Origin of the sequence: Streptomyces sp. NPDC059851, from assembly GCF_042732005.1 — a bacterium.
In the GTDB taxonomy this organism is placed as follows: domain Bacteria; phylum Actinomycetota; class Actinomycetes; order Streptomycetales; family Streptomycetaceae; genus Streptomyces.
Window position 1 is genome coordinate 1 of the sequence record NZ_JBHWJJ010000024.1, and the last position, 21,768, is coordinate 21,768.

General features: G+C 72.5%; 19 protein-coding genes. All 19 read right to left on the reverse strand.

The genetic code is table 11. The annotated features are described in order from the left end of the window. Positions 1 to 105: 105 nt before the first annotated feature. A complete protein-coding gene (locus ACFV7Q_RS11310; protein WP_385426737.1) occupies positions 106 to 1,008 on the reverse strand; it encodes a DMT family transporter in 903 nt (300 codons plus the stop codon). Positions 1,009 to 1,049: 41 nt separating this feature from the next. Continuing rightward, complete coding sequence (locus tag ACFV7Q_RS11315; protein WP_385426740.1) at positions 1,050 to 2,087, reverse strand: D-alanine--D-alanine ligase; 1,038 nt, start codon at positions 2,085 to 2,087, stop codon at positions 1,050 to 1,052. Positions 2,088 to 2,212: 125 nt separating this feature from the next. Continuing rightward, positions 2,213 to 3,436 carry an MFS transporter gene (locus ACFV7Q_RS11320; protein WP_385426743.1) on the reverse strand — a complete coding sequence of 408 codons (1,224 nt, stop codon included), beginning with the start codon at positions 3,434 to 3,436 and terminating at the stop codon, positions 2,213 to 2,215. Next, positions 3,436 to 4,764, reverse strand: coding sequence for a Gfo/Idh/MocA family protein (locus ACFV7Q_RS11325; RefSeq protein WP_385426745.1), 1,329 nt, complete (start codon positions 4,762 to 4,764; stop codon positions 3,436 to 3,438). Before ACFV7Q_RS11325 ends, ACFV7Q_RS11320 begins: the two co-directional genes overlap by 1 nt. 122 nt (positions 4,765 to 4,886) lie before the next feature. Then, complete coding sequence (locus ACFV7Q_RS11330) at positions 4,887 to 6,221, reverse strand: M20/M25/M40 family metallo-hydrolase (RefSeq protein WP_385426748.1); 1,335 nt, start codon at positions 6,219 to 6,221, stop codon at positions 4,887 to 4,889. Beyond that, positions 6,214 to 7,098: a sugar phosphate isomerase/epimerase family protein gene (locus ACFV7Q_RS11335; RefSeq protein WP_385426751.1), complete on the reverse strand. Its 885-nt coding sequence runs from the start codon at positions 7,096 to 7,098 to the stop codon at positions 6,214 to 6,216. The genes ACFV7Q_RS11330 and ACFV7Q_RS11335 overlap by 8 nt, the downstream gene beginning before the upstream one ends. Then, positions 7,095 to 8,213, reverse strand: coding sequence for a DegT/DnrJ/EryC1/StrS family aminotransferase (locus ACFV7Q_RS11340; RefSeq protein WP_385426754.1), 1,119 nt, complete (start codon positions 8,211 to 8,213; stop codon positions 7,095 to 7,097). Before ACFV7Q_RS11340 ends, ACFV7Q_RS11335 begins: the two co-directional genes overlap by 4 nt. Then, positions 8,210 to 9,310: a DegT/DnrJ/EryC1/StrS family aminotransferase gene (locus ACFV7Q_RS11345; RefSeq protein ID WP_385426757.1), complete on the reverse strand. Its 1,101-nt coding sequence runs from the start codon at positions 9,308 to 9,310 to the stop codon at positions 8,210 to 8,212. The genes ACFV7Q_RS11340 and ACFV7Q_RS11345 overlap by 4 nt, the downstream gene beginning before the upstream one ends. A gap of 10 nt (positions 9,311 to 9,320) precedes the next feature. Next, positions 9,321 to 10,400 carry a hypothetical protein gene (locus tag ACFV7Q_RS11350; RefSeq protein ID WP_385426759.1) on the reverse strand — a complete coding sequence of 360 codons (1,080 nt, stop codon included), beginning with the start codon at positions 10,398 to 10,400 and terminating at the stop codon, positions 9,321 to 9,323. A gap of 439 nt (positions 10,401 to 10,839) precedes the next feature. Continuing rightward, the gene (locus ACFV7Q_RS11355; RefSeq protein WP_385426762.1) at positions 10,840 to 12,129 is read right to left on the reverse strand and encodes a nucleotide sugar dehydrogenase; all 1,290 of its coding nucleotides are present in this window, start codon (positions 12,127 to 12,129) and stop codon (positions 10,840 to 10,842) included. A gap of 41 nt (positions 12,130 to 12,170) precedes the next feature. Then, positions 12,171 to 13,262 carry a hypothetical protein gene (locus ACFV7Q_RS11360; protein WP_385426764.1) on the reverse strand — a complete coding sequence of 364 codons (1,092 nt, stop codon included), beginning with the start codon at positions 13,260 to 13,262 and terminating at the stop codon, positions 12,171 to 12,173. Positions 13,263 to 13,301: 39 nt separating this feature from the next. Beyond that, on the reverse strand, positions 13,302 to 14,594 hold the full coding sequence (locus ACFV7Q_RS11365; protein WP_385426766.1) for a glucarate dehydratase family protein: 1,293 nt from the start codon (positions 14,592 to 14,594) through the stop codon (positions 13,302 to 13,304). A gap of 68 nt (positions 14,595 to 14,662) precedes the next feature. Continuing rightward, positions 14,663 to 15,952: an acetyl-CoA carboxylase biotin carboxylase subunit family protein gene (locus tag ACFV7Q_RS11370; protein ID WP_385426769.1), complete on the reverse strand. Its 1,290-nt coding sequence runs from the start codon at positions 15,950 to 15,952 to the stop codon at positions 14,663 to 14,665. A gap of 70 nt (positions 15,953 to 16,022) precedes the next feature. Then, positions 16,023 to 16,922 (reverse strand): RimK family alpha-L-glutamate ligase, encoded by a 900-nt coding sequence (locus ACFV7Q_RS11375; RefSeq protein WP_385426771.1) that lies wholly within the window; start codon positions 16,920 to 16,922, stop codon positions 16,023 to 16,025. A gap of 93 nt (positions 16,923 to 17,015) precedes the next feature. Next, the gene (locus ACFV7Q_RS11380; RefSeq protein WP_385426774.1) at positions 17,016 to 17,762 is read right to left on the reverse strand and encodes an SDR family oxidoreductase; all 747 of its coding nucleotides are present in this window, start codon (positions 17,760 to 17,762) and stop codon (positions 17,016 to 17,018) included. A 136-nt stretch (positions 17,763 to 17,898) separates the two neighbouring features. Next, entirely contained in the window at positions 17,899 to 19,017 is a 1,119-nt protein-coding gene (locus tag ACFV7Q_RS11385) for a homoserine O-acetyltransferase (protein WP_385426776.1), read from the reverse strand. A gap of 18 nt (positions 19,018 to 19,035) precedes the next feature. Then, complete coding sequence (cysK, locus tag ACFV7Q_RS11390) at positions 19,036 to 20,016, reverse strand: cysteine synthase A (RefSeq protein WP_385426779.1); 981 nt, start codon at positions 20,014 to 20,016, stop codon at positions 19,036 to 19,038. Continuing rightward, positions 20,003 to 20,857: a diaminopimelate epimerase gene (gene dapF / locus ACFV7Q_RS11395; protein ID WP_385426781.1), complete on the reverse strand. Its 855-nt coding sequence runs from the start codon at positions 20,855 to 20,857 to the stop codon at positions 20,003 to 20,005. Before dapF ends, cysK begins: the two co-directional genes overlap by 14 nt. A gap of 37 nt (positions 20,858 to 20,894) precedes the next feature. After that, positions 20,895 to 21,716, reverse strand: coding sequence for an arginase family protein (locus tag ACFV7Q_RS11400; RefSeq protein ID WP_385426783.1), 822 nt, complete (start codon positions 21,714 to 21,716; stop codon positions 20,895 to 20,897). Positions 21,717 to 21,768: the final 52 nt, after the last annotated feature.

Genomic DNA, 21,768 nt, shown 5'->3' on the forward strand with positions numbered 1-21,768 from the left:
TAGCGGGGCTGGGGGGGTGGGGGGCTCGACCGGCCGCCGCCGGGAGGGGCCGGGCCGCGGCTCCTTCTCCGGCGCGCCGCGGCCCGGCCCGTTCCGGCGGGCGGGTCAGGACGCTCTGGCGCGCTGCGTGACCACGATGCACGCCAGGACGACGACGGCGGTGGCCGGCGCCGCGGGCGTGAGGTGTTCGCCGAGCAGGAGCACGGCCCAGACGAGCGTCAGCAGCGGCTGGGCCAGCTGGAGCTGGCTCGCCCGGGGCACCCCGATCCGGCCCATGCCCTGGTACCAGACGACGAAGGCGCCGAACTGCGACACCCCGGCGATGTACGCCATGCCGACCACGGCCTTCGCCGTGAGGTGCACGGGCTCGTGCGGGAGCGCCCACGCGGACACCACCGCGTTGACGGGGGCGGCGAGTACGACGCCCCAGGCGATGACGCGCCATCCCGGCATGTGCGCCGACAGCCGTCCGCCTTCGGCGTAGCCGGCCGCGCAGACGAGGAGGGCGGCGAAGAGGAACAGGTCCGCGACCGTCGGCCGCCCCTGGTTCTGGGACAGCGTGAAGGCGATCACGGCGAGCGCACCGGTCCCGGCCGCCGCCCAGAACACCTTCGAGGGGGAGCGCCGCGTGCGGACCGCGGCGATCGTCGCCGTCGCCATCGGCAGCAGGCCGATGACGACGGCGGAATGGGCCGTGGACGACGTCTGCAGCGCGAGCGTCGTGAGCAGCGGGAATCCGATGCCGCACCCGCCGGCGACGACCAGCAGCGCCGGCCAGTCCGCCCGCGCCGGGGCCGGTGCCCGGGTCCACAGCAGGGCCGCCGCCGCGATGACGGCGGCTATGACCCCGCGTACTCCCGTGGCGCTCCAGGGGCCGAACCCGTCGAGCGCCCACACCGTTCCCGGGAAGCTGAAGGAGAAACTCGCCACGCCGAGCGAGGCGAGGAACGTTCCGTTCGAGAGCGGCGAAACACGCGGTAACGCGATCGCACTGTGTTGTGCATCCATGATTCCCACATTGGTTCGAATGACTGGTCGGGAAGGTCTGATCAGCGCATGGCGAGGTCCACGATGCGCTCGATGAGGTCCGCGTACGTCCACCCGGCCCCGGACGCCGCGAGCGGCAGCAGGCTGGTGGCCGTCAGCCCCGGAAGTGCGTTGACCTCCAGGCACATGGGCTCGCCCGCGGCGTCGCAGCGGAAGTCCGTGCGCGAGTAGGTGTGCGCGTCGAAGCCGAGCGCCTCGTGCGCGCGCACGGCCAGCTCCTGGAGCCGGGACGCGAACTGCGCCGGGATCAGGGCCGGACACACCTCGCTCACCGCCCCCGGCTGGTACTTGGCCGTGTAGTCGAACAGCGGCGTGCTCAGTTCGATCTCGACGACGGGGAGCACCTGCCCACCGATCACGCCGACGGTGAACTCCCGGCCCGGCAGGAACGGTTCCACCAGGAGCTCGCCCTGACCGGCGCGCATGCCCGCGGCGATCCGCTCCAACTCCGCGAGGGAGTCGGCCCGGTGCACCGAAACGCTCGACCCGTCCGCGACGGGCTTGGCCACCACCGGCCCGGCGGCGAGCAGCCGCTGCACGTCCTGCGGCACCTCGTCCGTACCGGGTTGCCACAGCGCGCGCTCGGTCACGGGCAGTCCCGCGGCCCCCAGCACCGCCTGCGCCCGGTCCTTGTGCCAAGCCGCCGCACACGCGGTGCCGTTCGCGCCGGTGAAGCGGATGCCCGCCTCCCGCAGGCGTCCCTGGACCCGCCCGTCCTCGCCCCAGCCACCGTGCAGGGCCAGGAAGACGAGGTCCGCTTCGCCCATGAGCTCCCGTACCGGCCCTCCGGCCAGGGCGGCGTCCATGCGCTGCTGGAGCTGCCGCCGGACGAGACCGGACGGCGGCTCCTTGCCGACGGTGAAGCCGTCCACCACGTCACCGGGGCGCAGGGGACCGGCCAGGACCGGCGCCTCAGCGGCCGGATCGACCAGCACCACCTCGTGGCCGCGCTCCAGCAGGGCCCGGGCGACAGAGCCGCCCGACGCCAGGGAGACGTCTCGTTCCGGGCTCTCTCCACCACACAAGATCACGATTCGCATGCCGGGATTGTGTCCCCTCCTGCAACTTTCCGCACACGCCATCCGGCCGAAAACGGCCGGTCGGCTGCCGCGCACCATCCGACGGAACGACCCCCCGCCGGCCTTCGCCGGCGCAACGCACACCCTCAGGCCCGGGCCTCCGCCACCGGCTCGGCGTCCGCGCCGCGGGTGCGCAGGGCCCAGCGGACGACGGGCGAGATCAGCAGGCCGACCGCCGCGAACAGCACGCCGAGCAGCAGCCAGCCGGGGGCTCCCCAGCCGACCACCAGCACCGTGATCAGGGGCGGCGCGAAGATCCGCGACAGGGACAGGCCGGTCGAGTAGGTTGCCTGGTACTCGCCGTGGGCGTGGGCCGGGGCCAGGCCGAACGAGATGCTCCAGCCCGCCGCCGACTGCCACAGCTCGCCCGCCACGTGCGCCAGCGCACCCAGCGCCAGCAGCGCCACCGCGAGCCAGGTCGACCGGCCGCCCGCCGCGGCGAACAGCACGCACGCCAGCCCGATGACCAGCCCGGCCCGCCGGGCCGCGCGCGCCCCGCCCGCCGGTGTCTCGGTCCCCTTCGTCGCCTTCACCTGGAGCAGCAGCACGCACACGGTGTTGATGCAGAACAGGACGGACACCACCCAGCGGGGCGCGTTCGTCGCCCCGGCGATCCACAGCGGCAGCGCCAGCTCCAGCATGTAGAAGTGCATGGACATCAGGCCGTCCAGCACCGTGAACGTCAGGAACGGGCGGTCGCGCAGGGCCGCGAGCCGGGGCCCCGTGTGGGGCCGGCTCGCGGGGGCCACCGCGGGAATGCGCATCGTCGTCAGCGCGGCCAGCGCGAACGTCGCCGCATCCCCGAGGATCATCCCGACGTACCAGGGCCTGCTGTCGGCGACCAGCCCCAGCCCGGCGACCATCGCACCCACGGCGAGGCCGACGTTGGCGGTCTGCCGCATGACGGCCCGGATGCGTACGCGCTCGTCCGCGGGCACGAGCTGCGCGATCAACGCGCCCTGGGCGCCCCTGGTGCCGGCCAGGGACACGCCCGTCAGGACGGACACGGCCAGGAAGAGGGGGAAGGAGTCCACCAGGGTGAGGCACACCGAGCCCGCGCACTGCACGAGGAACGTGACGACCAGGAGGTTGCGCGGCCCCCTACGGTCGGCGAGGTGCCCCAGCGGCGTGCCGGCGACGACGGCGGCAGCCGCGCCGAGGCTGATGCCGAGCCCGAGCTCGGCCGCGCTCAGGCCCACGGACCGGGTCAGGTAGAGGGCGCTCACCGTCTGGTAGAGGCCGGTGCCGACGGCGTTGACCAGGTTGGCGAGAATCATCAGGCCGGCCGGGCCGCGCGGTACGGACGGCATCACGGCCGTGCCACCGCCCCGCCCTCCGCGAAACGGACCTCGTCGAGCGGCTCCAACCCCGCGCTCGTCGCCGTCCACAAGCGGTCGGATTCGATCACGATGTTGTAGTGGTTCGGGAAGTGGCATTCGTCGAAGCCCGCCACGGTTCCGATCAGCCGGCCGTCGGCCAGCCGTACCTCGTCGCCCACGGCGACGACCGTCCCCTCCTGGAACTCCACGAAGCCGAGGAAGCCGACGGCGTCGATCCGGTCGCCCGCCGCGCGGGGCCGGTCCGTGGTGGTGACCAGCTCGTGGATCTCGCCCGCCGGAATGCAGCGGGTACCCCACTGCGACAGGGTCATGCCCCGGTCATCGCTGGTGTGGAAGAGCAGCCTGACCATCCGGGTGGGCGTGGGCAGCTTGGACCGCCGCCGGCCCGACTCCGCGCGGCCGACCGCGTACGCGTCCTCCACCAGGCCGACGATCTCCACCCCCGTGCCGCACGACGCGCGCCCCGCCGCCACCTGGCTGCGGAAGTCGGCCAGGATCCCGTCGTACTCGTGCTGCAGCGAGGACTTGAAGGCGGTGAAGCCCTCCAGCATGTCGGCGCGCAGCACGGTCCCGTCGGCGAGTTCGGCGACCACGTCCTTCACCTCGCCGGTCGACAGCGCCCAGTCGAGTTCGACCCGGACGGGCACCCCGTCCTCGCTCACCAGGTCCAGCTCCGCGACGTACTCGATCCCGGAGCGGACGTCCCCCAGCCGGACCCCGGTGACGCTGAGGCCGCCGACGAGGGCGTGGGCCATGTCCAGGGCGTTGGGCCCGTTGTCGATCAGGCAGCCGCCGCCGCAGCGTTCGGCGTCGAGGTACCAGCGGTCGCCGCCGATGTGCTCCAGGATGTTCTCGTTGTAGCGGACGGTGAGCCGGGTGATCTGCGAGCGGTCCGCGGGAAGCGCCTCGCGCAGGCCGATCAGGTGCCGGTTGTAGCGCCGGTGGAAGGCGGTGAAGAGGGTGGTACCGGTGCGGTCGGCGGTCTCCGCCATCCGCCGCGCGTCGGCCGAGGTGATCGCCAGGGGCTTCTCGCAGCAGACCGCGACGCCGTCCTCCAGGGCGGCGATCGCCACCTCGGCGTGCAGGTGGTTGGGCAGCGTGATGATCACGGCGTCGCACACGCCCGCCGCGAGTAGCTCCCGGTAGTCCGTGAAGGCGGGCGTCCCCTCGTCCGCGAGCGGCTGAGTCCTGGCCGGATCCAGATCGCAGACTGCCGTCAGGGTCGACTCCGGGCACCGCTCGACGGCTTCCAGGAAGAAGGGGGCGATCGCCCCGAGACCTATGACGCCGTACCTCATGTGCAGGGCTCCTTCCCCCAGTTGTTCACGACGGGTTCTTCGGACGGGTTCTTCGGACGGGTTCTTCACTACGGGTCGTTCGCGGCTTTCGGGTCCGCTGCGCGCCGCGGCGCGCCCGCGGTTCACGTCCGCCGGCCCCTCACCCAGGCGCCGAAGCGCCGTACGATGTCGCGGCAGCTGCCCGCGTACGCCTCCAGGTCCCGCACCGCGACGTGCTCCTGCGCCGTGTGGGCGCCGTTGAGGTCCAGCCGGCCGGGGCCGCACGCGACCACGTAGCGGTCCGGGCCCGCGGCCCAGATCGCGTCGCAGGTGAACGCGGAGCCGTCCCGGATCCCGTCGTGGCGGTGGAGCCCCGCCCCGGCCAGGAGCCCCTCCATCTCCGCGTCGCGGTTGGACAGCGGCGGCAGACCCCGCTTGAGCCAGTCCAGGTGCACCACCCGTTCCCAGTCCTCGACCAGGCGGCGGGCGACCGGATTGTCGCCGAAGCGCCGCGCCAGCCCGTCGGCCATGCGCGGCAGGGCGCGTTCGACCGCGGCCGCCAGCTCGTCCGCGGCCGCCAGGTCGTGGTAGGCGATGTTCAGGCGCAGCTCACCCGTGCCGTAGACCCGGTTGTGGGCGTTGCCGGTGTGCAGACCGGACAGGCAGACCTTGGCGCCGAGCCGCTCCGCCAGCGGGCCCAGCACCTCCGCCAGGTGACAGGCCGCCGTGCCCAGCGCGAGCGTCGCGTTGTGCCCGTCGTACGGGTGGTCGTCGGTCGAGTCCAGGCCCGTCACGGTGATGCGCGGGGTCATCGCGGCACTGCACGCGTCGAACACCCGGCCGCCGGTCGGCTCGGCGAACACCATCAGCCGCCCGACGCGCCCGGACTCCACCAGCCACCGCGTGCCGTACACCCCCATCGCCCCGCCCTCCTCGCCGGGGACGGAGGCGACGAGCACCTGGACGTCCCGGGCCAGGGACGGGTCCTCGGCGAAGGCCGCGGCCGCCCCGAGCACCGCGGCGACCCCGGGGCCCTTGTCGTCCACCGCGCCGCGCCCGTACAGCACACCGCCGTCCAGCCGGGGCGGCAGGTGCGGACCGACCGTGTCCATGTGGAAGTTGAAGACGACGGTCCGTGCCGCGGGCTGCTCCCCGCCCAGCGCCACGACCGCCGACGGCTGGGCCCGTAGGAACGCATCCGCGTCCCCGCCCAGCGCACCGGTCACCTGCGCGGGCACGTCCGGCCGGTCCAGGAAGGACGCGGGCGGTGAGCTCAGCTCCCGCAGCGCGAAACCGCGCCGCACGGCGCCGTCGACGAACTGCTGCTGTGCCGCGGCGAACGCGGCCGGCTCGCCCCCCTCCAGCGGGGTCACCGTGTCCCGGTCCATCAGCCCGACCAGCCAGGACAGGTCGTCGGCGGCGAAGCCGACCGCCGGGGGAGCGGCGCCGTCCGGCAGCGCGGTCACGTGCTCAGCCACGGCCGGCCCCCTTCCCGGGCCGGGCCGCCGCCAGCGCGGTGAAACGGCGGGCGTAGGCGGTGTACGCCTCCTCCAGCGCGGGGTCCTCGGCAGTGATCCCCAGGTGCGGGATGAGCGCCACGTGCGGTTCGATGCTGTACCAGCCGCGGTAGCCCGCGGCCTCCAGCAGGTCCATGCAGGCCGCCACGCCGGCTTCCCCCTCGCCCGGCATGCCGAACTCCGCGGACCCGTCGGCCCGGCGGACGCCGTCCTTGACGTGGACGTGCTCGACCCAGGGCAGGGTCTCGCGCAGGAACGCGAGCGCGTCGTAGCCGTAGGCGAGGCCGTTGCCGACGTCGAACAGCAGCCGCAGCGAAGGGCTGTCGATACCGGTCACCAGCTCCACCGACTCCCGCGCGCCCCGGCTCGCCCAGCCGTGGCAGTTCTCGTGCAACAGCACGACCCCGGCGTCCTCGGCCATGGCCGTGAGCCGGCGCATGCGGCGGAACACCTCGGTGCGCCACGCGGACTCCTGCAGCCCGTCGTTGGGGTACGACATCACGCGCAGCCGGCGACAACCCAGCAGTTCCGCCCGGTGGACGGCACGCCGCAGGACGTCGGCCTCCATCGCGAAGTCATGGGTCACCGAGACCGCCCACCCCCCGACGGGAGTGTCCACCACCGGCACGCTCAGCCCCGCCGCGGCCAGGGCGTCCGCCGCGGCCCGGACCGTGTCCGGGGACAGCTCGTGCACGCCGCGGCGGTCCAGGGTGCGCAGCTCGATCGCCCGGAAGCCGAGGGCGCGGTGGATGCGGATCTGGTCCGCCAGCGCGGGCGCCGCCTCGTCCCCGATGCCGCACACACGGTCGATGCCGACGGGCGCTGCCGGGGCGTTCATCGGGTACCGTCCCGGTGCTCGGCGTGGCACTGCACGACCACGGAGGCGATCAGGTCGACGTCCGCCGGAGCCAGCCCCGGGTACAGCGGCAGCGACAGGGCCTGCTCCGCGAGCCGCTGCGCACCCGGGAACACGGCCGACGCCTCCGGGCCGGCCCCGGCGGGGCCGTGCGGGCGGAACGGCGGCACGGCCGCCTCCACACCGTGGGCGGCGAGCCGCGCACGCACCGCATCGCGCAGCGCCGTGACGATCGTCAGACCGTTGTACGGCGAGGGCCACGGCTCGGGACCCAGGACGAGCACGCCCGCCCCCGCGCCCCGCAGCGCCTCGGTGTACCGGTCGGCGAGCCCCCGCACCGCCGTGCTGCGGGCCTCCAGCTCCGGCAGCCGGCGCAACAGGAACGCCGCCACCGCCTCGTCCATGCGGCAGTTGAAGCCGACGCGGTGGTGCAGGAACCGCACCGCCAGGTCCTGGCCGTGGTTGCGGAGCATCCGGCAGGCGCGGGCCACGGCGTCATCGCCGGTGACGATGGCCGCCGCATCACCGATGCCGCCGAGGAGGTCGTCGGGGCCCAGCGGCACCACCGTCGTCACGCCCGGGGCCGGCGGCCGGTGGGGCTCGGGCCGGCCGGTCCCGACGACCGGCAGCCCGAGCCCGAGCGCCGCCGTGTGCAGAGCGGTCCGCGCCCCGCCGGACCCCGCCGGACCGAGGAGCACCGCGCGGGTGGCGGGCCCCACCGCGGCGGCGAGGACCTCCACCGCGGGGGCCCCGTCCTCGGGGGACACGTCCACGAAGACCGGGCGGGCGCCCGTCCGCAGCACGGCACCGGACAGGGCGTCGGGCGCCCAGGCGGGCACGAGCACCTCGTCCCCGGGTCCGCAGCCCAGCGCGCTCAGGACGAGCAGCAGGGCGCCCGCCGTGGAGGCACACCCCACCGCGTGAGCGGCGCCCAGCACACCGGCCAGCTCGGTCTCGAAGCGGGCCGCCCGGGCCTTCAGGATGAACTCGTCCGCCTCGGCGGCTTCCAGGACCGACTCCAGGATCTCGTCGGTGAGCGCGGCATAGCGGGCGCGGTCGCCGCGCAGCGCGATGCGCATCATGGTGTCCTCGGTCATCGAGTGCCCCCGTGGAAAGCGTGGATCAGGTCGCACACGCGGTCGACCTGTTCGTCGGTGAGGTCCGGGAAGAGCGGCAGGCCGACGGCCCGTTCTGCGGCGGCCGCCGCCACCGGAACCGGGTGCCGCGCGCCGCCCAGGTCGCGGAAGCACGGCTGGTCGGTCAGCGGCCGCGGGTAGTAGACCTCGGTGCCCACCTGATGGTCCGCCAGGTACCGGACCAGGTCGTCGCGGCGGTCGGACTCGATGAGGTACACGTACCAGACGGGCTCCGTCGCCTCCCCGGACGGGGCCGTGACCGGTGTGGTCACCGAGGGCGCGAGCGGCGCGAGCCGCCGCGTGTAGTGCGCCGCGAGCTCGGCCCGCCGCTGGATGTCCCGGTCCAGGGTGGCGAGCCGGGTCAGCAGCACGGCGGCCTGGATCTCGTCACAGAGGCTCCCCGTGTCCGCCCGCAGACCGGTGACCCGCTCGGCCAGTTCGTCGTCGTCGGTGAGGACCATCCCCGCGTCGCCCAGCGCGCCCAGGGTCTTGGTGGGGAAGAAGGAGAGCACCCCGGCCCGACCCCACAGACCGGCGTGCCGGCCCTCGACCCGCATGCCGATGGCTTCCGCGCTGTCCTCGAACAGGGCGAGCCCGTGCGCGTCGGCGAGGGCGCGCAGCGCCGCGATGTCCGCCGTCCGGTGGAAGAGGTGCACCGCCATGACGGCCTTGGTGCGGGGCCCGATGGCGGCGCGCACGGCCTCCGGGTCGAGGGCGTAGGACTGCGGGTGGACGTCCACGAACACCGGCTCGGCGCCCACGTGGACGACGCAGGACGCCGTCGCGAAGAAGCTGTACGCGGGGACGATCACCTCGTCCCCGGGTCCGATCCCGGCGGCCCGGAGCATCAGCGCGAGTGCGTCCGTGGCGTTGTTGCAGGCGATGGCGTTCCGGGCGCCGGTGTACCGCGCGACCTGTTCCTCCAGCGCGACCACCAGCCGGTCCGACACGAAGGTGCCGGCGGCCGCGGCCTGCCGGACGAGCGCGGACACCTCGGGCCACTGTCGGCGCAGGGAGACGGCTCCGCTGAAGAACGGCACGGATGAATTGCTGGCCATGAACGGCTTCTCACTCCTCATGAGCAGGGAACTCGGTCTGTCCCAGCAGGGACGGTGCCTCCCTGGGGACGGCTGCGGCGGAGGCGGCCGCGAGCAGCTCGGTCACGCGCAGGTGGAGCTGCGGGTCCGACCCCGCCGGACGCCCGCCCGTGCCGGCGAAGAACCGGTAGCAGTCCTCGACGAACGTGGTCAGGGGGGCGTCCGGCAGCAGGATCCGGCCGGGTTCGCCGGTGACCTGGACCTGCCCGAACGGGTCGTCCCCGCTGATCGGGTAGTGGGCGACGATCTCCCCGTCGGTCCCGCGCAGCCGCAGCCGCCGGACCCGGACCGGCGAGGTGAGGTCGCTGGCCAAGGTGCTGACCACCCCGCTGCGGTGGCGCAGCCGCAGCTCCGCCCCGCCGAGGGCCGGTACGCTGCCGGCCTCCGTCCGCAGCGGCCAGGACCAGGCGGCCTCGACGCCGTCGGCAGCCCCGCACAGGTGCAGCGCGAGCAGCACCTGGTGCGGCAGTTCGATCTCGAAGGCGCTGGAATGCGCGCCGTTCTCCAGGCTGCGCCGGAACCGGGGCTTGCTCTGCTCCAGGTGGAGCGAGACCAGACGGCCGATCCGCCCGCCGGCCAGCAGCGCCGCCACCTGCCGGGTGATCGTGCTGGACGGCCACACCGCGACCGTCAGCAGCTCGATGCGGGCTTCGTGGACCAGGGCCGTCAGCTCCCGTGCCGCGGCCGGGCCCTCGGCGTACGGCTTCTCCATGATGATCCGGCGGACTCCCCCCGCGGCCAGGGCCCTGACCGTGGCGATGCGGTCGGCGACCGGCGTGGCCAGGTGGACCACGGCCGACTCCGGCGCGTCGAGGGCCGCCAGCGCGTCCGGGAGCGAGCCCGCCCACCGGGTGCCCGGCAGCGGATCGGCCGGCCGGACCCGGTCGACGACGATCACCTCGCCCTCCGGTACGGTCCCGCAGCCGGCCAGCGCGGTCAGGCTGCGGTGGTGCAGGTCGCGCCCCGCGTGCCCGTACCCCACGATCACCGGTACGGGCCGCCCGGGCCGCCCGGCCCCGCGCGGCGGCGCGGCCGGCACTACTGCGCGCACGGTCACCGGTCTTCCCCCGGGAAGCCCCGACCTCCAGGCCGGGGAGCAATGGGTCCGCGGGGTGGAGCCGCGAAGTGGCGGCGTTCGCTGCACATCTGCTCTGACCTGCACTCTCATTCGTTGTCAGTGGCGGCTGTTGGCGTGCGAATCATGACGACGGCACCGATGGTCGAGCAGGTGACCGGGCGCGCCCGGTCCACGTCCCGGCTGCGTGTGTCGTCCACCGCGCGGTCAGCCCCGGAGGGGGGCGGGCGCGGTGCCGGCGGGTGTGGAACGAGTGCGTGGCGATGTCCCGCAAGGTCCACGCGCACCACTCCGCCCGCGTGATGCTCGTCCGGGCTGGTCCCGACCCGGCTAGTGATGATCTTGTAAGTCCCGCCACCTGCTAGGTGTCAGGCGAAGTGGGCTAGGAATCCCCTCCCTCCAGAGAGGGGAGGTGTCAAAGGTGGTGGATCCCGTCACCCGCTGCGGCGAGGTTCCAGGCGTCGAGCACCAGGGGGGCCGCGTACCACAGGGGGCGGTCGACGACCTGCCGTTCCGGGGTCATCAGCACCACGCAGTCGTGCTCCAGGACGGCGGAGCGGTTCCACTCGGCCCGGGCCACCTGCGCGCCGTCCACGCTGAGCACCTCCACGTGCGGGTCGACGTAGGACACCTTGGCGCCGCGCCGTTGGAGTTCCGCGATCACCTCCACGGAGGGCGAGTTGCGGACATCGGACACGCCGGGCTTGTAGGCCGCGCCGACGACGAGCACCCGGGCCGTGGCCAGTTCCTGGTCCGCGTCGGACAGCAGTTCCGCCAGCCGGTCGACGACCTCCAGCGGTCGCCGGTCCGCGCGCCGGATCGCCTCCTCCACGAGGGGCATCGACACGTTCGACTCGGCGGCGACCGACCGGAGGAAGCGGGGGTCGACGGGGATGCACTCGCCGCCGATCCCCGGGCCGGGACGATGGGCGAGGAATCCGTACGGCTTGGTAGCGGCCGCGTCGATCACGTCGTGGACCGACACGCCGATGCTGTTGCAGAGCGCCTCCAGCTCGTACGTGAGGGCGATGTTGACCAGCCGGAAGGTGTTCTCGAAGACCTTGGCGGTCTCGGCGACCTCAAGGCTGTCCACCGGCACGACGACCCGGCACACCGAGCCGAGCAGCTGCCGGGCCCGCTCTCCGCTCTCCGCGTTGATCCCGCCCACGATCTTCGGGGTGTTCTCGAGGTTCCACCCCTCCGCGTTGGCGGGGTTGATCCGCTCGGGCGCGTTGGCCACGAGGAAGCCCTCGCCGGGTGTCAGGCCCAGCCGCTCGCCGAGCAGGGCGGCGGCGCGGGCCGTGGTGCCCGGGGGGACGGTCGACTGGACGACGAGCAGCGCCCCCGGCTGCAGGTGCGCCGCCAGGACCTCGAAGACGCTGTCGAAGGCCCGCAGGTCCGGCTTCCCGTCCGTGGCCGTGGGTGTGGGGACGCAGACGACGACCGCCTCGGCGTGCTCCAGCGCGCTGCTGTCGCCGGTGACCCGGAGCGTGCCGGAGGTGACCGCCAGGTCCTCGTCGCGCACGTCGGTCAGGTAGGAGCGGCCGCTGCGCAGCGCGGCGAGCTTCGACTCGTCGATGTCGTACCCGGTCACGTGGTGGCCGGCGTTGGCCAGGCCCAGCGCGAGCGGCAGCCCGGTGTACCCCAGGCCGATGACGGCCACCCGGGTCGGGCCGGGTCGGGCGATGGTGACGTCCGATATCATGATACCCCCGTAAAAACCGGTGAAAACAGTGATGTTGCGGACTACGGCTGCTCGCCCCTGCTCAGTGCGGCGAAGCGGTGCCGGTTCTGCGCGTCGAGGCGGGCGAAGGTGCGGGTGATGTCGTCCTGGGCGTCCTGCTGCAGGAACTTCGCGTAGACGAAGCCCTCTTCGTGCAGGCAGCCGCGCAGGACCTTGACGTGGTGCGCCGATTTCCCGAAATGGACCCGCTCCAGACCGAGCTCGATGGCGATGCGCACCGGCTCGACGTAGCCCACGTTGACGTAGACGCGGGCGTCGTCCTGGTTCGCGCCGCTGTTGCCGTAGCGCAGCACGTTGAGGACGCCGTGCCCGTGGAAGCCCATGGAGTACCCCGCCAGCGCGTCCTGCGTGCGGGCCCCGCACCAGGTGGCGGAAGGGACGAGCCGGTCGAAGCGGCGGAAGGACTCCTCCGTGAACTCGACCTCCGGCCTGCGGTACTTGTCCATCAGCGCACGGTGCTGGTCGGCCATGACGGCCGCGAGTTCGTCGGCGTTCTCCGGGCGGACGAGTTCGATGCCGCTGCGCAGGAAGTGGTTCATGTCGTTGCGCAGGCGCTTGCGGGGGCCGCGCGGCAGCGAGGAGAGGAACTCGTCGATGTCGGCACCCGCCACCGGCAGGTAGAAGTCGCCCTCGTAGAACGCCCGGGCGAACCCGGCCCGTTCCAGTGCCTCCGCCAGCGCCCCGTCCGACCCCAGGGCGAACGGCAGGACGACCGCGTCGAATGCGTTCGCCGCCGCCCACTCCGTGATCTCGCCGACGAAGGTGCGCAGCGCCTCGGGGCCCGTGGCGTGGATGCGGGAGCGCAGCCGGACCGGCACGCCGACGATCAGGTGCGCGGGCGCCCGTTCCACCAGGGCCGGGTCGCCGGTGAACTCCCCGATCCGGAAGGTGAGGGGGACGTGCCGGTGGTAGACGTACGCCGGTGCGAAGGCGATCAGCCTGCCGTCGGAGTCCCGCTCGTGGAAGTACAGCGCACGGGCGCGACCGCGGTGCTCCTCCTCGACGAAAGCGAGGAACGGCTTGCCGAAGAGGCAGTCGCCGAGGTCGTCCAGCTCGGTCTCGCCGAAGTCGGCGATGTCGTCGGATACCTGCATGGTCGCACTCCTGCGGTCGCGCCGGGTCTCGGTCTTCGGTCAGAGGCTGGTGAAGCGGGGCACGGCCCCGGTCCAGTTCGGGTCCACCGCCTGCATGGGCGTGACGTCGTCCCGGGTGCGGACGCCGCACCGCTCCCACTGCTCGTGCAGCCGGGCCACCGCGTCCGTGTCGAGCTCGACCCCGAGCCCCGGCGCGTCGGGCACCTTGACCTCGCCCCGGTCGAAGGCGAGGGCGCCGGGCACCACGATGTCCTCCGTCTGCCACGGCGTGTGCGTGTCGCAGGCGTACGCCAGGCTGCGGGACACCGCACCGAAGTGGGTCATCGCGGCGAGGCTGATGCCCAGGTGCGTGTTGGAGTGCATGGACAGGGCGAGGCCGAAGGTGTCGCAGAGGACGTCCAGGGCGACGGACTGCCGCAGCCCGCCCCAGAAGTGGTGGTCGGAGAGGATGATCTGCGGGGCACCCTCGCGGACCGCTTCGGGAATGTCCTCGAACGCGGTGACGCACATGTTGGTCGCCAGCGGCATGGACACCCGGCGGGCCACCTCGGCCATGGCCGGCGTCCCGTCGACCGGGTCCTCCAGGTATTCGAGCTGGCCCTCCAGCCGCTTGCCCACCTCCACGGCGACGTCCACCGTCCAGGCGGCGTTGGGGTCGATGCGCACGGGGTGGTCCGGGAAGGCCTCGCGCAGCGCGAGCACGGTGTCGACCTCCGTCGCCGGGGGCAGGACACCACCCTTGACCTTGAGCGAGGTGAACCCGTACTCGGCGACCATGCGCCGGGCCTCCTCGACCATCGCCTCGGGGGTCAGTACCTCCCCCCAGCCGTCGGCCCCGTACGGCGTGGTCGGGTGCTCGCCCCACTTGTAGAACAAGTAGGCGCTGTAGGGCACGGCGTCCCGGATCTTGCCGCCGAGGAGCTCGTGCACCGGGCGCCCGAGGGCCTTGCCCTGGATGTCCAGGCAGGCCACTTCGAAGGCCGAGAAGACCGCGGCGCGGGTCTTGCTGGACGCGGCGTTCGCCATGGGGTAGCCGGCACCCACCGGGAGTTCGCGGGATGCGTCCCGGTCGAAGCCGGAGAGCACCTCGACGACGGTCCTGGCCAGCACGTTGGTGGCGAAGGGGTCGGTGCCGACCAGGCGGGGCGCCACGGCGCGCAGCCAGGTGAGCATCTGGTCGTCGCCGTAGGTCTCGCCGAGACCGGTGAAGCCGTCGTCGGTGTGCACCTGGATCACCGAGCGCAGGGCGTGGGTCTGGTGCACGCCCTCGGAGTTCAGCAGCGGCGGGTCCTTGACGGCGATGGGAGTGATGTTGACGGACGTGATGATCATGGGTTCGCTCTCCGGTCGGGCCTGTGGGAAGGCATGCCTGTTCGAACGGTCCTGCGGGGAAGAGGGGTTCAGGCGGTGTCGGCGGCGGTGTCGGCGGCGGTGTCGGCCGCGGTGTCCGCGATGACCGTCGCCTCGTGGAACCAGTCGTGCACCCGGGCGATGGCGTCCTCGACCTCCCGGCGGGTCTCCCCGGTCACCAGCGCGGACGCGATCATCTCCGTGCTGAGCTGCGCGGCGGAGAGTTCCGCCCCGGGCCGGGCGTGCCGGCGGTAGCTGCTGACCCCGGCGACCGGGCACTCGTCCGGGATCTCCACGAGCGTGCCCGAACGCGGCGGGAACAGCGTCAGACCGGCCATCCGCAGCGGCCGCGCCGGGATCGACGGGGGGTTGTTGCCCGTCAGGGACCGCAGGTGCAGCTCGGGCAGCCGGAAGCCGAAACCGAGCTCCAGCATGTCCTCGATCATGCCGCCGCCCATCCGTGCGGCGATCTCGTTGAAGAACAGGCCGGGGCCGCCCGTCCCGCCGTCCCGGCCGCGGAACACCTCCGCGTGGAAGACGCAGTCCTGGGGGCCGGGGAGGGCGTCCAGGGCCTTGACGGTCATCGTGCGCAGCTCTTCGGTGAGCGGGTCGTGCGCCTCCATCAGCGCACTGCGGATCGAGGTGCCGCGGCGGATGTCGAGGCAGGTGGTGTCGCCCTGGGTGGACGGCCACACCAGCCGGACCTCGCCGTCCACGAGCACCCCGTCGACGTGGAAGAGCTCGTGCTCCAGATAGGTCTCGGCCAGCAGGTGGGCTCCGTCGTCCGTGCCCAGCTCCGGGTGGCGGTCGAGGAACGCCGGGAGGTCGTCCGGTGTGTCCAGGACCTCGATGCCCATCGACCCGCCGCCCCGGCGCGGCTTCACCACGACCGGGTAGCCGTGCTCGGCGACGAAGTCGACCAGGTCCGTGGTGTGGGTGACCGCGGCGAACGGGAGCAGCGGGACGCCCGCCTCCCGCAGGATCGACTTCATCGCGTACTTGTCGCGGAAGGCGCTCACGCCCGCCGCGGTGTGGCCCGGGACGTTCATGGCCGCACGCAGCCGCGCACCGCGCAGCAGGTCGAACTCCGAGGGCGCCAGCAGCCGCTCGAAGGCCCACTTCTCGTGCAGCTGGAGCGCCAGGAGCTCCACGGCCGGATTGAAGTGGAAGTCCTCCAGGATCTCGACGTGGGCGTAACCGGCGAGCACGGCGGTCCGCTCGTCCGGGTCGGCCGGCAGGGCCGCCGCGTCCGTGATGAGGACGACATCGTGCCCCTCGCCCAGGAACTCGGCGTAGCGGCGCTGGGTGAGCGGGGTTCGGTTGAGTACGAGGAACCGCATGTTCTCTCCATGGAGGGTTGGCGGAGCGGGCCGGTCCGGCCCTGCTGCCGGAGTGCGCCGCGGACGCGTTCTACGACTTGAGCCGCTCGGCCAGGGCCTGGGCGAAGCGCAGCGCCCCGTCCTCGCTGAAGGTCAGGTTGAGCGAGGGCTCGCAGAGCTCCATCTCCAGCACCATGGGGGTGCCGTCCGCCCCGCGGACCACGTCGACCCGGCCGCAGACCAGGGGGAGGTCGAGGCCCAGGTGCGCCACCGAGGCGGCCAGCGCGGCGGCCGCGACGGCGCGCTGGTCCTCGTCGGCGTCCCGCGCCGTGCGGAAGTCGAGCGTCGGGACGTGCACCGTGCCGTCCGGCATGAGCATCGCGCCCTTGTGGATGGCGTGGCTGTAGACGCCGTCGAAGAAGGTCAGGTCGGTCTCGCCGTGCCGGTCGACGGACTCCACGTAGGGCTGGAGGATGACGTGGCTGCCGTTGGCGAGCAGCCGGGCGACGTGGCGGCCCGCTGCCTCCCCCAGCGATCGGGCGTAGCGCTGGACGTCCTTGGAATAGCAGCCGTCGGTCGGCTTGACGACGAACTCACCGGCCTCCGGGTGGGCGGCGAGGAAGTCCTGCACCGCCGGCAGGGCGGCCGACCTGGGTTCGATGATGGTGGTCGGGATGACGGGCACCCCGTGCGCGGCGAGGTCGGCCAGGTAGCGCTTGTCGAGGGCCCACCGCACCAGCGGCATGGGGGTGATGAGCCGCGTCACGCCGGAGATGCGCTCGCAGAAGTCCAGGAATTCGGCCTGCTTCTCCGCCCAGGTCCAGGGCGAGCGGAACACGACGGCCTCGAAACGCGACCAGTCGACGGTCTCGTCCTCCCAGTCGCACACCTCGGCGGTGATGCCGACCGTTGCGCACGCCTCCAGCAAGGGGGGCATGTCGTAGTCGATGGGAAGGCTGACGGCGTCGGTGACCAAGGCGAGGGTGCCCATGAGCGGCTCCAATACTGATGGGGTGGGAATGCGTCGGCGGTCGGGGGTTCCGGTTCCGGTTCGGGTTCTCGTTCCGGTTCCGGTTCCGCGCGCCTACCAGGGCACGACGTCTCCCCGGTGCACGTAGCTACCGGTGGGGCCGTCGTCGTCGAGCAGGGCCATGGCGACGCCGGTCGAGGCGCCCTCGGGGATGTCGAGGTCGCCCGCGCCGTCGTTCATGTCGGTCTTCGTGTATCCGGGATGGACGGCGTTCACCTTGATCGGTGTCCCGCGCAGTTCGTAGGCGAGGTGCACGGTCCAGGAGTTCAGCGCGCTCTTGGACGCGCTGTAGGCCGGCAGCGACTTGAACATGGGGCTGTACGCGTACGAGGTCGGGTCGCTGTGCGTGGCCAGGGAGGCGAGGAGGCTGGAGACGTTGACGATGCGGCCCGCCGGCGACTTCCGTATCAGCGGCAGGAAGGCGATGGTCGTCTCCACGACGCCGAACAGATTGGTGTCGAAGGTCTCGCGCCACTGGTGCAGCGGCTGCTCCGACGGCTGCTTGCCGTACTCCTCGATGCGGATTCCCGCGTTGTTGACCAGGATGTCGAGGCGGCCGTACTCGGCCTCGACGTGGGCGACGGCGGCGGCGATGCTGTCCGTGCTGGTGATGTCGAGCACCAGGGGTTCGACGTCCAGGCCGGTGCTGCGCAGGGCCGCCGCCGCTTCGGTGACGGCGTCGCGGTCACGGCCGCTGAGGAGCACGCGGACGCCCTTCTCGGCCAGTTGGCGTGCGATGTCACGGCCCATGCCGCGGTTCGCGCCGGTGACGAGGGCTGTTTTCGGGGACTGCCCGGACAAGTCGGACTCTCCATATCGGGAAGTGCGGAAGGGACCCGCGGACGTGCCGGCGTGCGGACGTGCGGTCATGTGGTCATGCAGTCATGCGGTCATGCGGTCATGTCATGCGGTCGTACTGCCGTGCCGACGTGGCCGGTCAGGAGACGATCGCCAGGAACTTCGCCACCGGCGGACCGAAGCGGTCGACGTCGACGAGGAAGGCGTCGTGGCCGGCCGGGGTCTCCACGGGCACGTACTCGACCTCGGCACCGCCGGCGGCCAGCCCCTCGGCGATCTCCAGCTGCTGCGCCGGGGGGAACAGGATGTCGGTCTGCGCACCCATCACCAGCGCCTTCTCGACCCGCATCAGGGACAGCGCCCCGGCGGCGCTTCCCCCGCACGAGTCACCGAGGTCGAACTGGTCCATGGCGTGGCTCAGGTAGAGGTAGCTGTTGGGGTCGAAGCAGTGCGAGAACCGCTGGGCATGGAAGTCCAGGTAGCTCTCGACCTCGAACTCCAGCCCGAAGGGCCCCTGGCCCGCCCGGCGCTGCGCGCTGATCCGGGTCCGGCCGAACCGGCCGTCCCACTCCTGCGCCGAACGGTAGGTCATCATGCCCAGCTTGCGGGCGGTGAGCATGCCCCGACGGGGATAGGTCTCCTCGTCGTAGCGGCCCCGGCGCCAGCCGGGGTCGGACCGGATCGCCTCGCGCTGGAGGGAGCGGACCGCGATCGAGAACGGCAGCGAGTGCACCGCTCCGGACAGGCTGATGTGGGTGCGCGCCAGTTCCGGATGTCGGGAGAGCAGCGCCAGCGCCGTCATCCCGCCCATGGACGCCCCCACCACGCAGGCGAGGCGGGTGATGCCGAGCGCCCGTACGGTGTGGGCCGCGGCGTCGGCGATGTCCTCGATCGACAGTTCCGGGAACGCGAGCCGGTAGGGCTCCCCGGTGCGCGGATCGACCGAGGCCGGTCCGGTGGAGCCCTTGCAGCTGCCCAGGGAGTTGACGCAGATCACGTGCCACAGATCGGTGTCGACGGGCTTGCCGGGCCCCACCATGGCCTCCCACCAGCCCGGGGCCGGGTCGCCCGCGTGCGAGGCCGCGTGCGCGTCGGGTGAGAGGCCCGTGAGGACGAGGACGGCGTTGTCGCGTTCCGCGTTCAGCCGCCCGAACGTCTCGTAGGCGATGCGTGCCCCGTACAGGGCGCCGCCGCGCTTCATCGGAAAGCCGGCCGGCAGGTCGATGAAGCGGGAGGCCGGGGGGATGAATTCCCTCATGCGCCTGCTCCCGTCGTGCTAGATGCCGGAGCCGGAGCCGGCGTCCAGCGAGGCCAGCCATTCGTCGTCCGACCCCTCGTTGACCCCGTCGAAGAGGAAGGTGGACAGGTAGCGCTCGCCGGTGTCCGGCAGCATGGCGAGCAGGACCGAGCCCTCCGGGGCGTCCTGCGCGATGCGCAGCGCCGTCGCCAGCGTGGCGCCGGCCGAGATGCCCGCGAAGATCCCCTCCTCGGCGGCGAGCCGGCGGGAGGTGTCGCGCGCCACGACCTCGTCCACGGTCACCAGGTCGTCGATGACGCTCTGGTCGAGGACGCTGGGCACGAAGTTCGGGGCCAGGCCCTGGATCTGGTGCGTGGTCCACTCCTTGCCGGCGAGCACGGCGGCGTTGCTCGGTTCGAGGGCCACGACGCGCACCTCGGGACGGGCGAGCTTCAGCATCTGGCCGACGCCGGTGAGGGTGCCGGTGGTGCCGAAACCGGTGACGAAGTAGTCCAGGCGCTTGCCGGCGAAGTCGCCGAGGATCTCCGACGCCGTCGTCTCCCGGTGGTACGCGGGGTTGGCGGGATTGTCGAACTGCCGGGCCCGGAACCAGCCGTGCTTCTCCGCCAGCTCGTCCGCGATCCGGTTGCCGCCCTTGCTGCCCAGGGCGCCGGGGAAGAGGATCACCTTTCCGCCGTAGGCGCGGATCAGCTTGCGCCGCTCGACCGAGTACGTGTCGCCCATGACGGCCACGAACCGGTAGCCGCGGGCCGCGGCCACCATCGCCAGGGCGATGCCCACGTTCCCGGAGGTGCATTCGACGATGGTGTCGCCGGGCTTCAGCTCCCCCTTCGCCTCCGCGTCCAGGATGACGGAGAGCGCCAGGCGGTCCTTGACCGAACCTCCCGGGTTGAAGGACTCCACCTTCACGTAGACGCTGGTGTGCTCGGGCGCCATCCGCTGGAGCCTGACGATGGGCGTCCGGCCGACGGTGTCGAGGATGCTGTTAAACAGGGGCATGGGGGAAAGTTCCTTCGTAAGCGAATGCGGCAGGCCCGGTCATGAGGATGTCCGCCGTGTCGTCCGGCCAGCTGATGTGGAGCTCGCCGCCGGGCAGGACGACGGAGACGCTGCGATCGACACGGCCCCGCCGCATCAGCACCGCCGCTGCGGCGCACGCGCCGCTCCCGCAGGCCAGGGTCTCGCCCGCGCCGTACTCGTGGACCCGCAGGCGTATGCGGTCGCGGGATTCCACCTGGGCGAAGCCCACGTTGACCGTCGGCAGGAAGAGGCCGGACTCCTGCACGGCCCGACCCACCTCGGCGACGGGCGCGGTGGCCGTTTCGTCGACCTCGATCACCGCGTGCGGATTGCCCATGGAGACGGCGGCGAACCGCAGGTGCGTCCCGCCGGCCAGCTCGGTCTCGTACAGGTCCTGTTCGTCGTCGAAACCGAACAGCGGAACGCTCCCCGGTGTGAACTGCGGTACGGCCAGGGCGATCCGGAAGGTGTGCGCGTCGAGCACGTCGACGGCGTGGGTTCCGCTCGGGCTGTCGAGGGCGAATCGCGGGCCCCGGGCCAGGCCGGCGCGGACGGCCCACGCGGCCACGCACCGTGCGCCGTTGCCGCACTGCTGCGAACGGGACCCGTCGGCGGTCCAGATGTCGAAGGCGACGACGGCTTCTGCGCTGCGCGGGTTCCTGATGCCGAGGACGAGGTCGCAGCCGACGCCTTTGTGGCGGTCGGCCAGCGCACGGCACAGGTCCGGTGAGGGGTCCTCCGCGTCGCGCAGGTCGAGCACCACGAAGTCGTTTCCGGCGCCGTGCATCTTGGTGAAGGGAAGCGTGGCCGGCGTTCTCATTGGTATCACCCGTGTTCAGACAGTCGGTCGGCGGCCGTCACCGTCGGGCCTGGGCGGCGTCGAACGCCGGGGCGACCATGTCGAGGATGACGGAGACGGCCTGCTCGGCCTCCTCGCTGTCCGCGGGCGCGTTGAGCTCCGCGAGTTCGACGCCGATGAGCTGCTCCGCCGGAATCGCCTCGAAGATGGCCCGGATCTGAGACGGCAGCATGCCGTCCGGAACGGTGTAGTCGGCCGGTACGGGCCCCGGGTCGAGCACGTCCCAGTCGATGTGGATCCATACGGGCGCGTCCCCGACCGCGTCCAGAACGGCTTCCGCCGTGGCTTCCTTCGGGGGGATGACCCGGACGCCGGCCGAGCGGATGAGCTCCCGTTCGGTCTCGTCGATGTCGCGCGAGCCGACGAGCACGGCCTGCTCGGGGCGGAGCCCGGAACCGTGGCCGCTGTCCCACAGCCCGCACGCCCCCGACAGGACCATGCCGCCGAGGTATCCGGTGTCGGTGGTATCCGGCGTGTTGAAGTCGCCGTGCCCGTCGATGTACAGCACCACGGCATCGGGGTGTTCCCGCGCCACCACGGGCAGCGTGGCGAGGCTGGCCGAGCACGTGTTGTTGATCAGGACGGTCAGGTTGTCGCCCTTGATGCTCTCGGTGGCCGCGTCCCTCAGTCCGATCAGGGTTTCGCGGGCCTGGGGAAGGGCGACGCTCCAGTCGTCGTCCGCGTGCGGGGCCGGCTTCCCGATGTACCGGCCCTTCAGCCCGTAGCGGTCCTCCAGCGCCCGCGCGGTGCGCGCCGCACCTTCGATCATCCAGGCCGCCCGGTCGGCCACGCGGCCCTGGGAAACGATCAGATCAATCATCGATTGGAATCCTGCTCTCGTGCGGGTGTACCGCGTCTGCTCGCGCGGTATT

What these genes read in the sequence shown, in the direction of transcription:
- ACFV7Q_RS11310 (WP_385426737.1), bottom strand. Translation starts at nt 1,008, where the DNA reads ATGGATGCACAACACAGTGCGATCGCGTTACCGCGTGTTTCGCCGCTC.
- ACFV7Q_RS11315 (WP_385426740.1), bottom strand. Translation starts at nt 2,087, where the DNA reads ATGCGAATCGTGATCTTGTGTGGTGGAGAGAGCCCGGAACGAGACGTC.
- ACFV7Q_RS11320 (WP_385426743.1), bottom strand. Translation starts at nt 3,436, where the DNA reads ATGCCGTCCGTACCGCGCGGCCCGGCCGGCCTGATGATTCTCGCCAAC.
- ACFV7Q_RS11325 (WP_385426745.1), bottom strand. Translation starts at nt 4,764, where the DNA reads ATGAGGTACGGCGTCATAGGTCTCGGGGCGATCGCCCCCTTCTTCCTG.
- ACFV7Q_RS11335 (WP_385426751.1), bottom strand. Translation starts at nt 7,098, where the DNA reads ATGAACGCCCCGGCAGCGCCCGTCGGCATCGACCGTGTGTGCGGCATC.
- ACFV7Q_RS11340 (WP_385426754.1), bottom strand. Translation starts at nt 8,213, where the DNA reads ATGACCGAGGACACCATGATGCGCATCGCGCTGCGCGGCGACCGCGCC.
- ACFV7Q_RS11345 (WP_385426757.1), bottom strand. Translation starts at nt 9,310, where the DNA reads ATGGCCAGCAATTCATCCGTGCCGTTCTTCAGCGGAGCCGTCTCCCTG.
- ACFV7Q_RS11355 (WP_385426762.1), bottom strand. Translation starts at nt 12,129, where the DNA reads ATGATATCGGACGTCACCATCGCCCGACCCGGCCCGACCCGGGTGGCC.
- ACFV7Q_RS11360 (WP_385426764.1), bottom strand. Translation starts at nt 13,262, where the DNA reads ATGCAGGTATCCGACGACATCGCCGACTTCGGCGAGACCGAGCTGGAC.
- ACFV7Q_RS11365 (WP_385426766.1), bottom strand. Translation starts at nt 14,594, where the DNA reads ATGATCATCACGTCCGTCAACATCACTCCCATCGCCGTCAAGGACCCG.
- ACFV7Q_RS11370 (WP_385426769.1), bottom strand. Translation starts at nt 15,952, where the DNA reads ATGCGGTTCCTCGTACTCAACCGAACCCCGCTCACCCAGCGCCGCTAC.
- ACFV7Q_RS11375 (WP_385426771.1), bottom strand. Translation starts at nt 16,922, where the DNA reads ATGGGCACCCTCGCCTTGGTCACCGACGCCGTCAGCCTTCCCATCGAC.
- ACFV7Q_RS11385 (WP_385426776.1), bottom strand. Translation starts at nt 19,017, where the DNA reads ATGAGGGAATTCATCCCCCCGGCCTCCCGCTTCATCGACCTGCCGGCC.
- cysK (WP_385426779.1), bottom strand. Translation starts at nt 20,016, where the DNA reads ATGCCCCTGTTTAACAGCATCCTCGACACCGTCGGCCGGACGCCCATC.
- dapF (WP_385426781.1), bottom strand. Translation starts at nt 20,857, where the DNA reads ATGAGAACGCCGGCCACGCTTCCCTTCACCAAGATGCACGGCGCCGGA.
- ACFV7Q_RS11400 (WP_385426783.1), bottom strand. Translation starts at nt 21,716, where the DNA reads ATGATTGATCTGATCGTTTCCCAGGGCCGCGTGGCCGACCGGGCGGCC.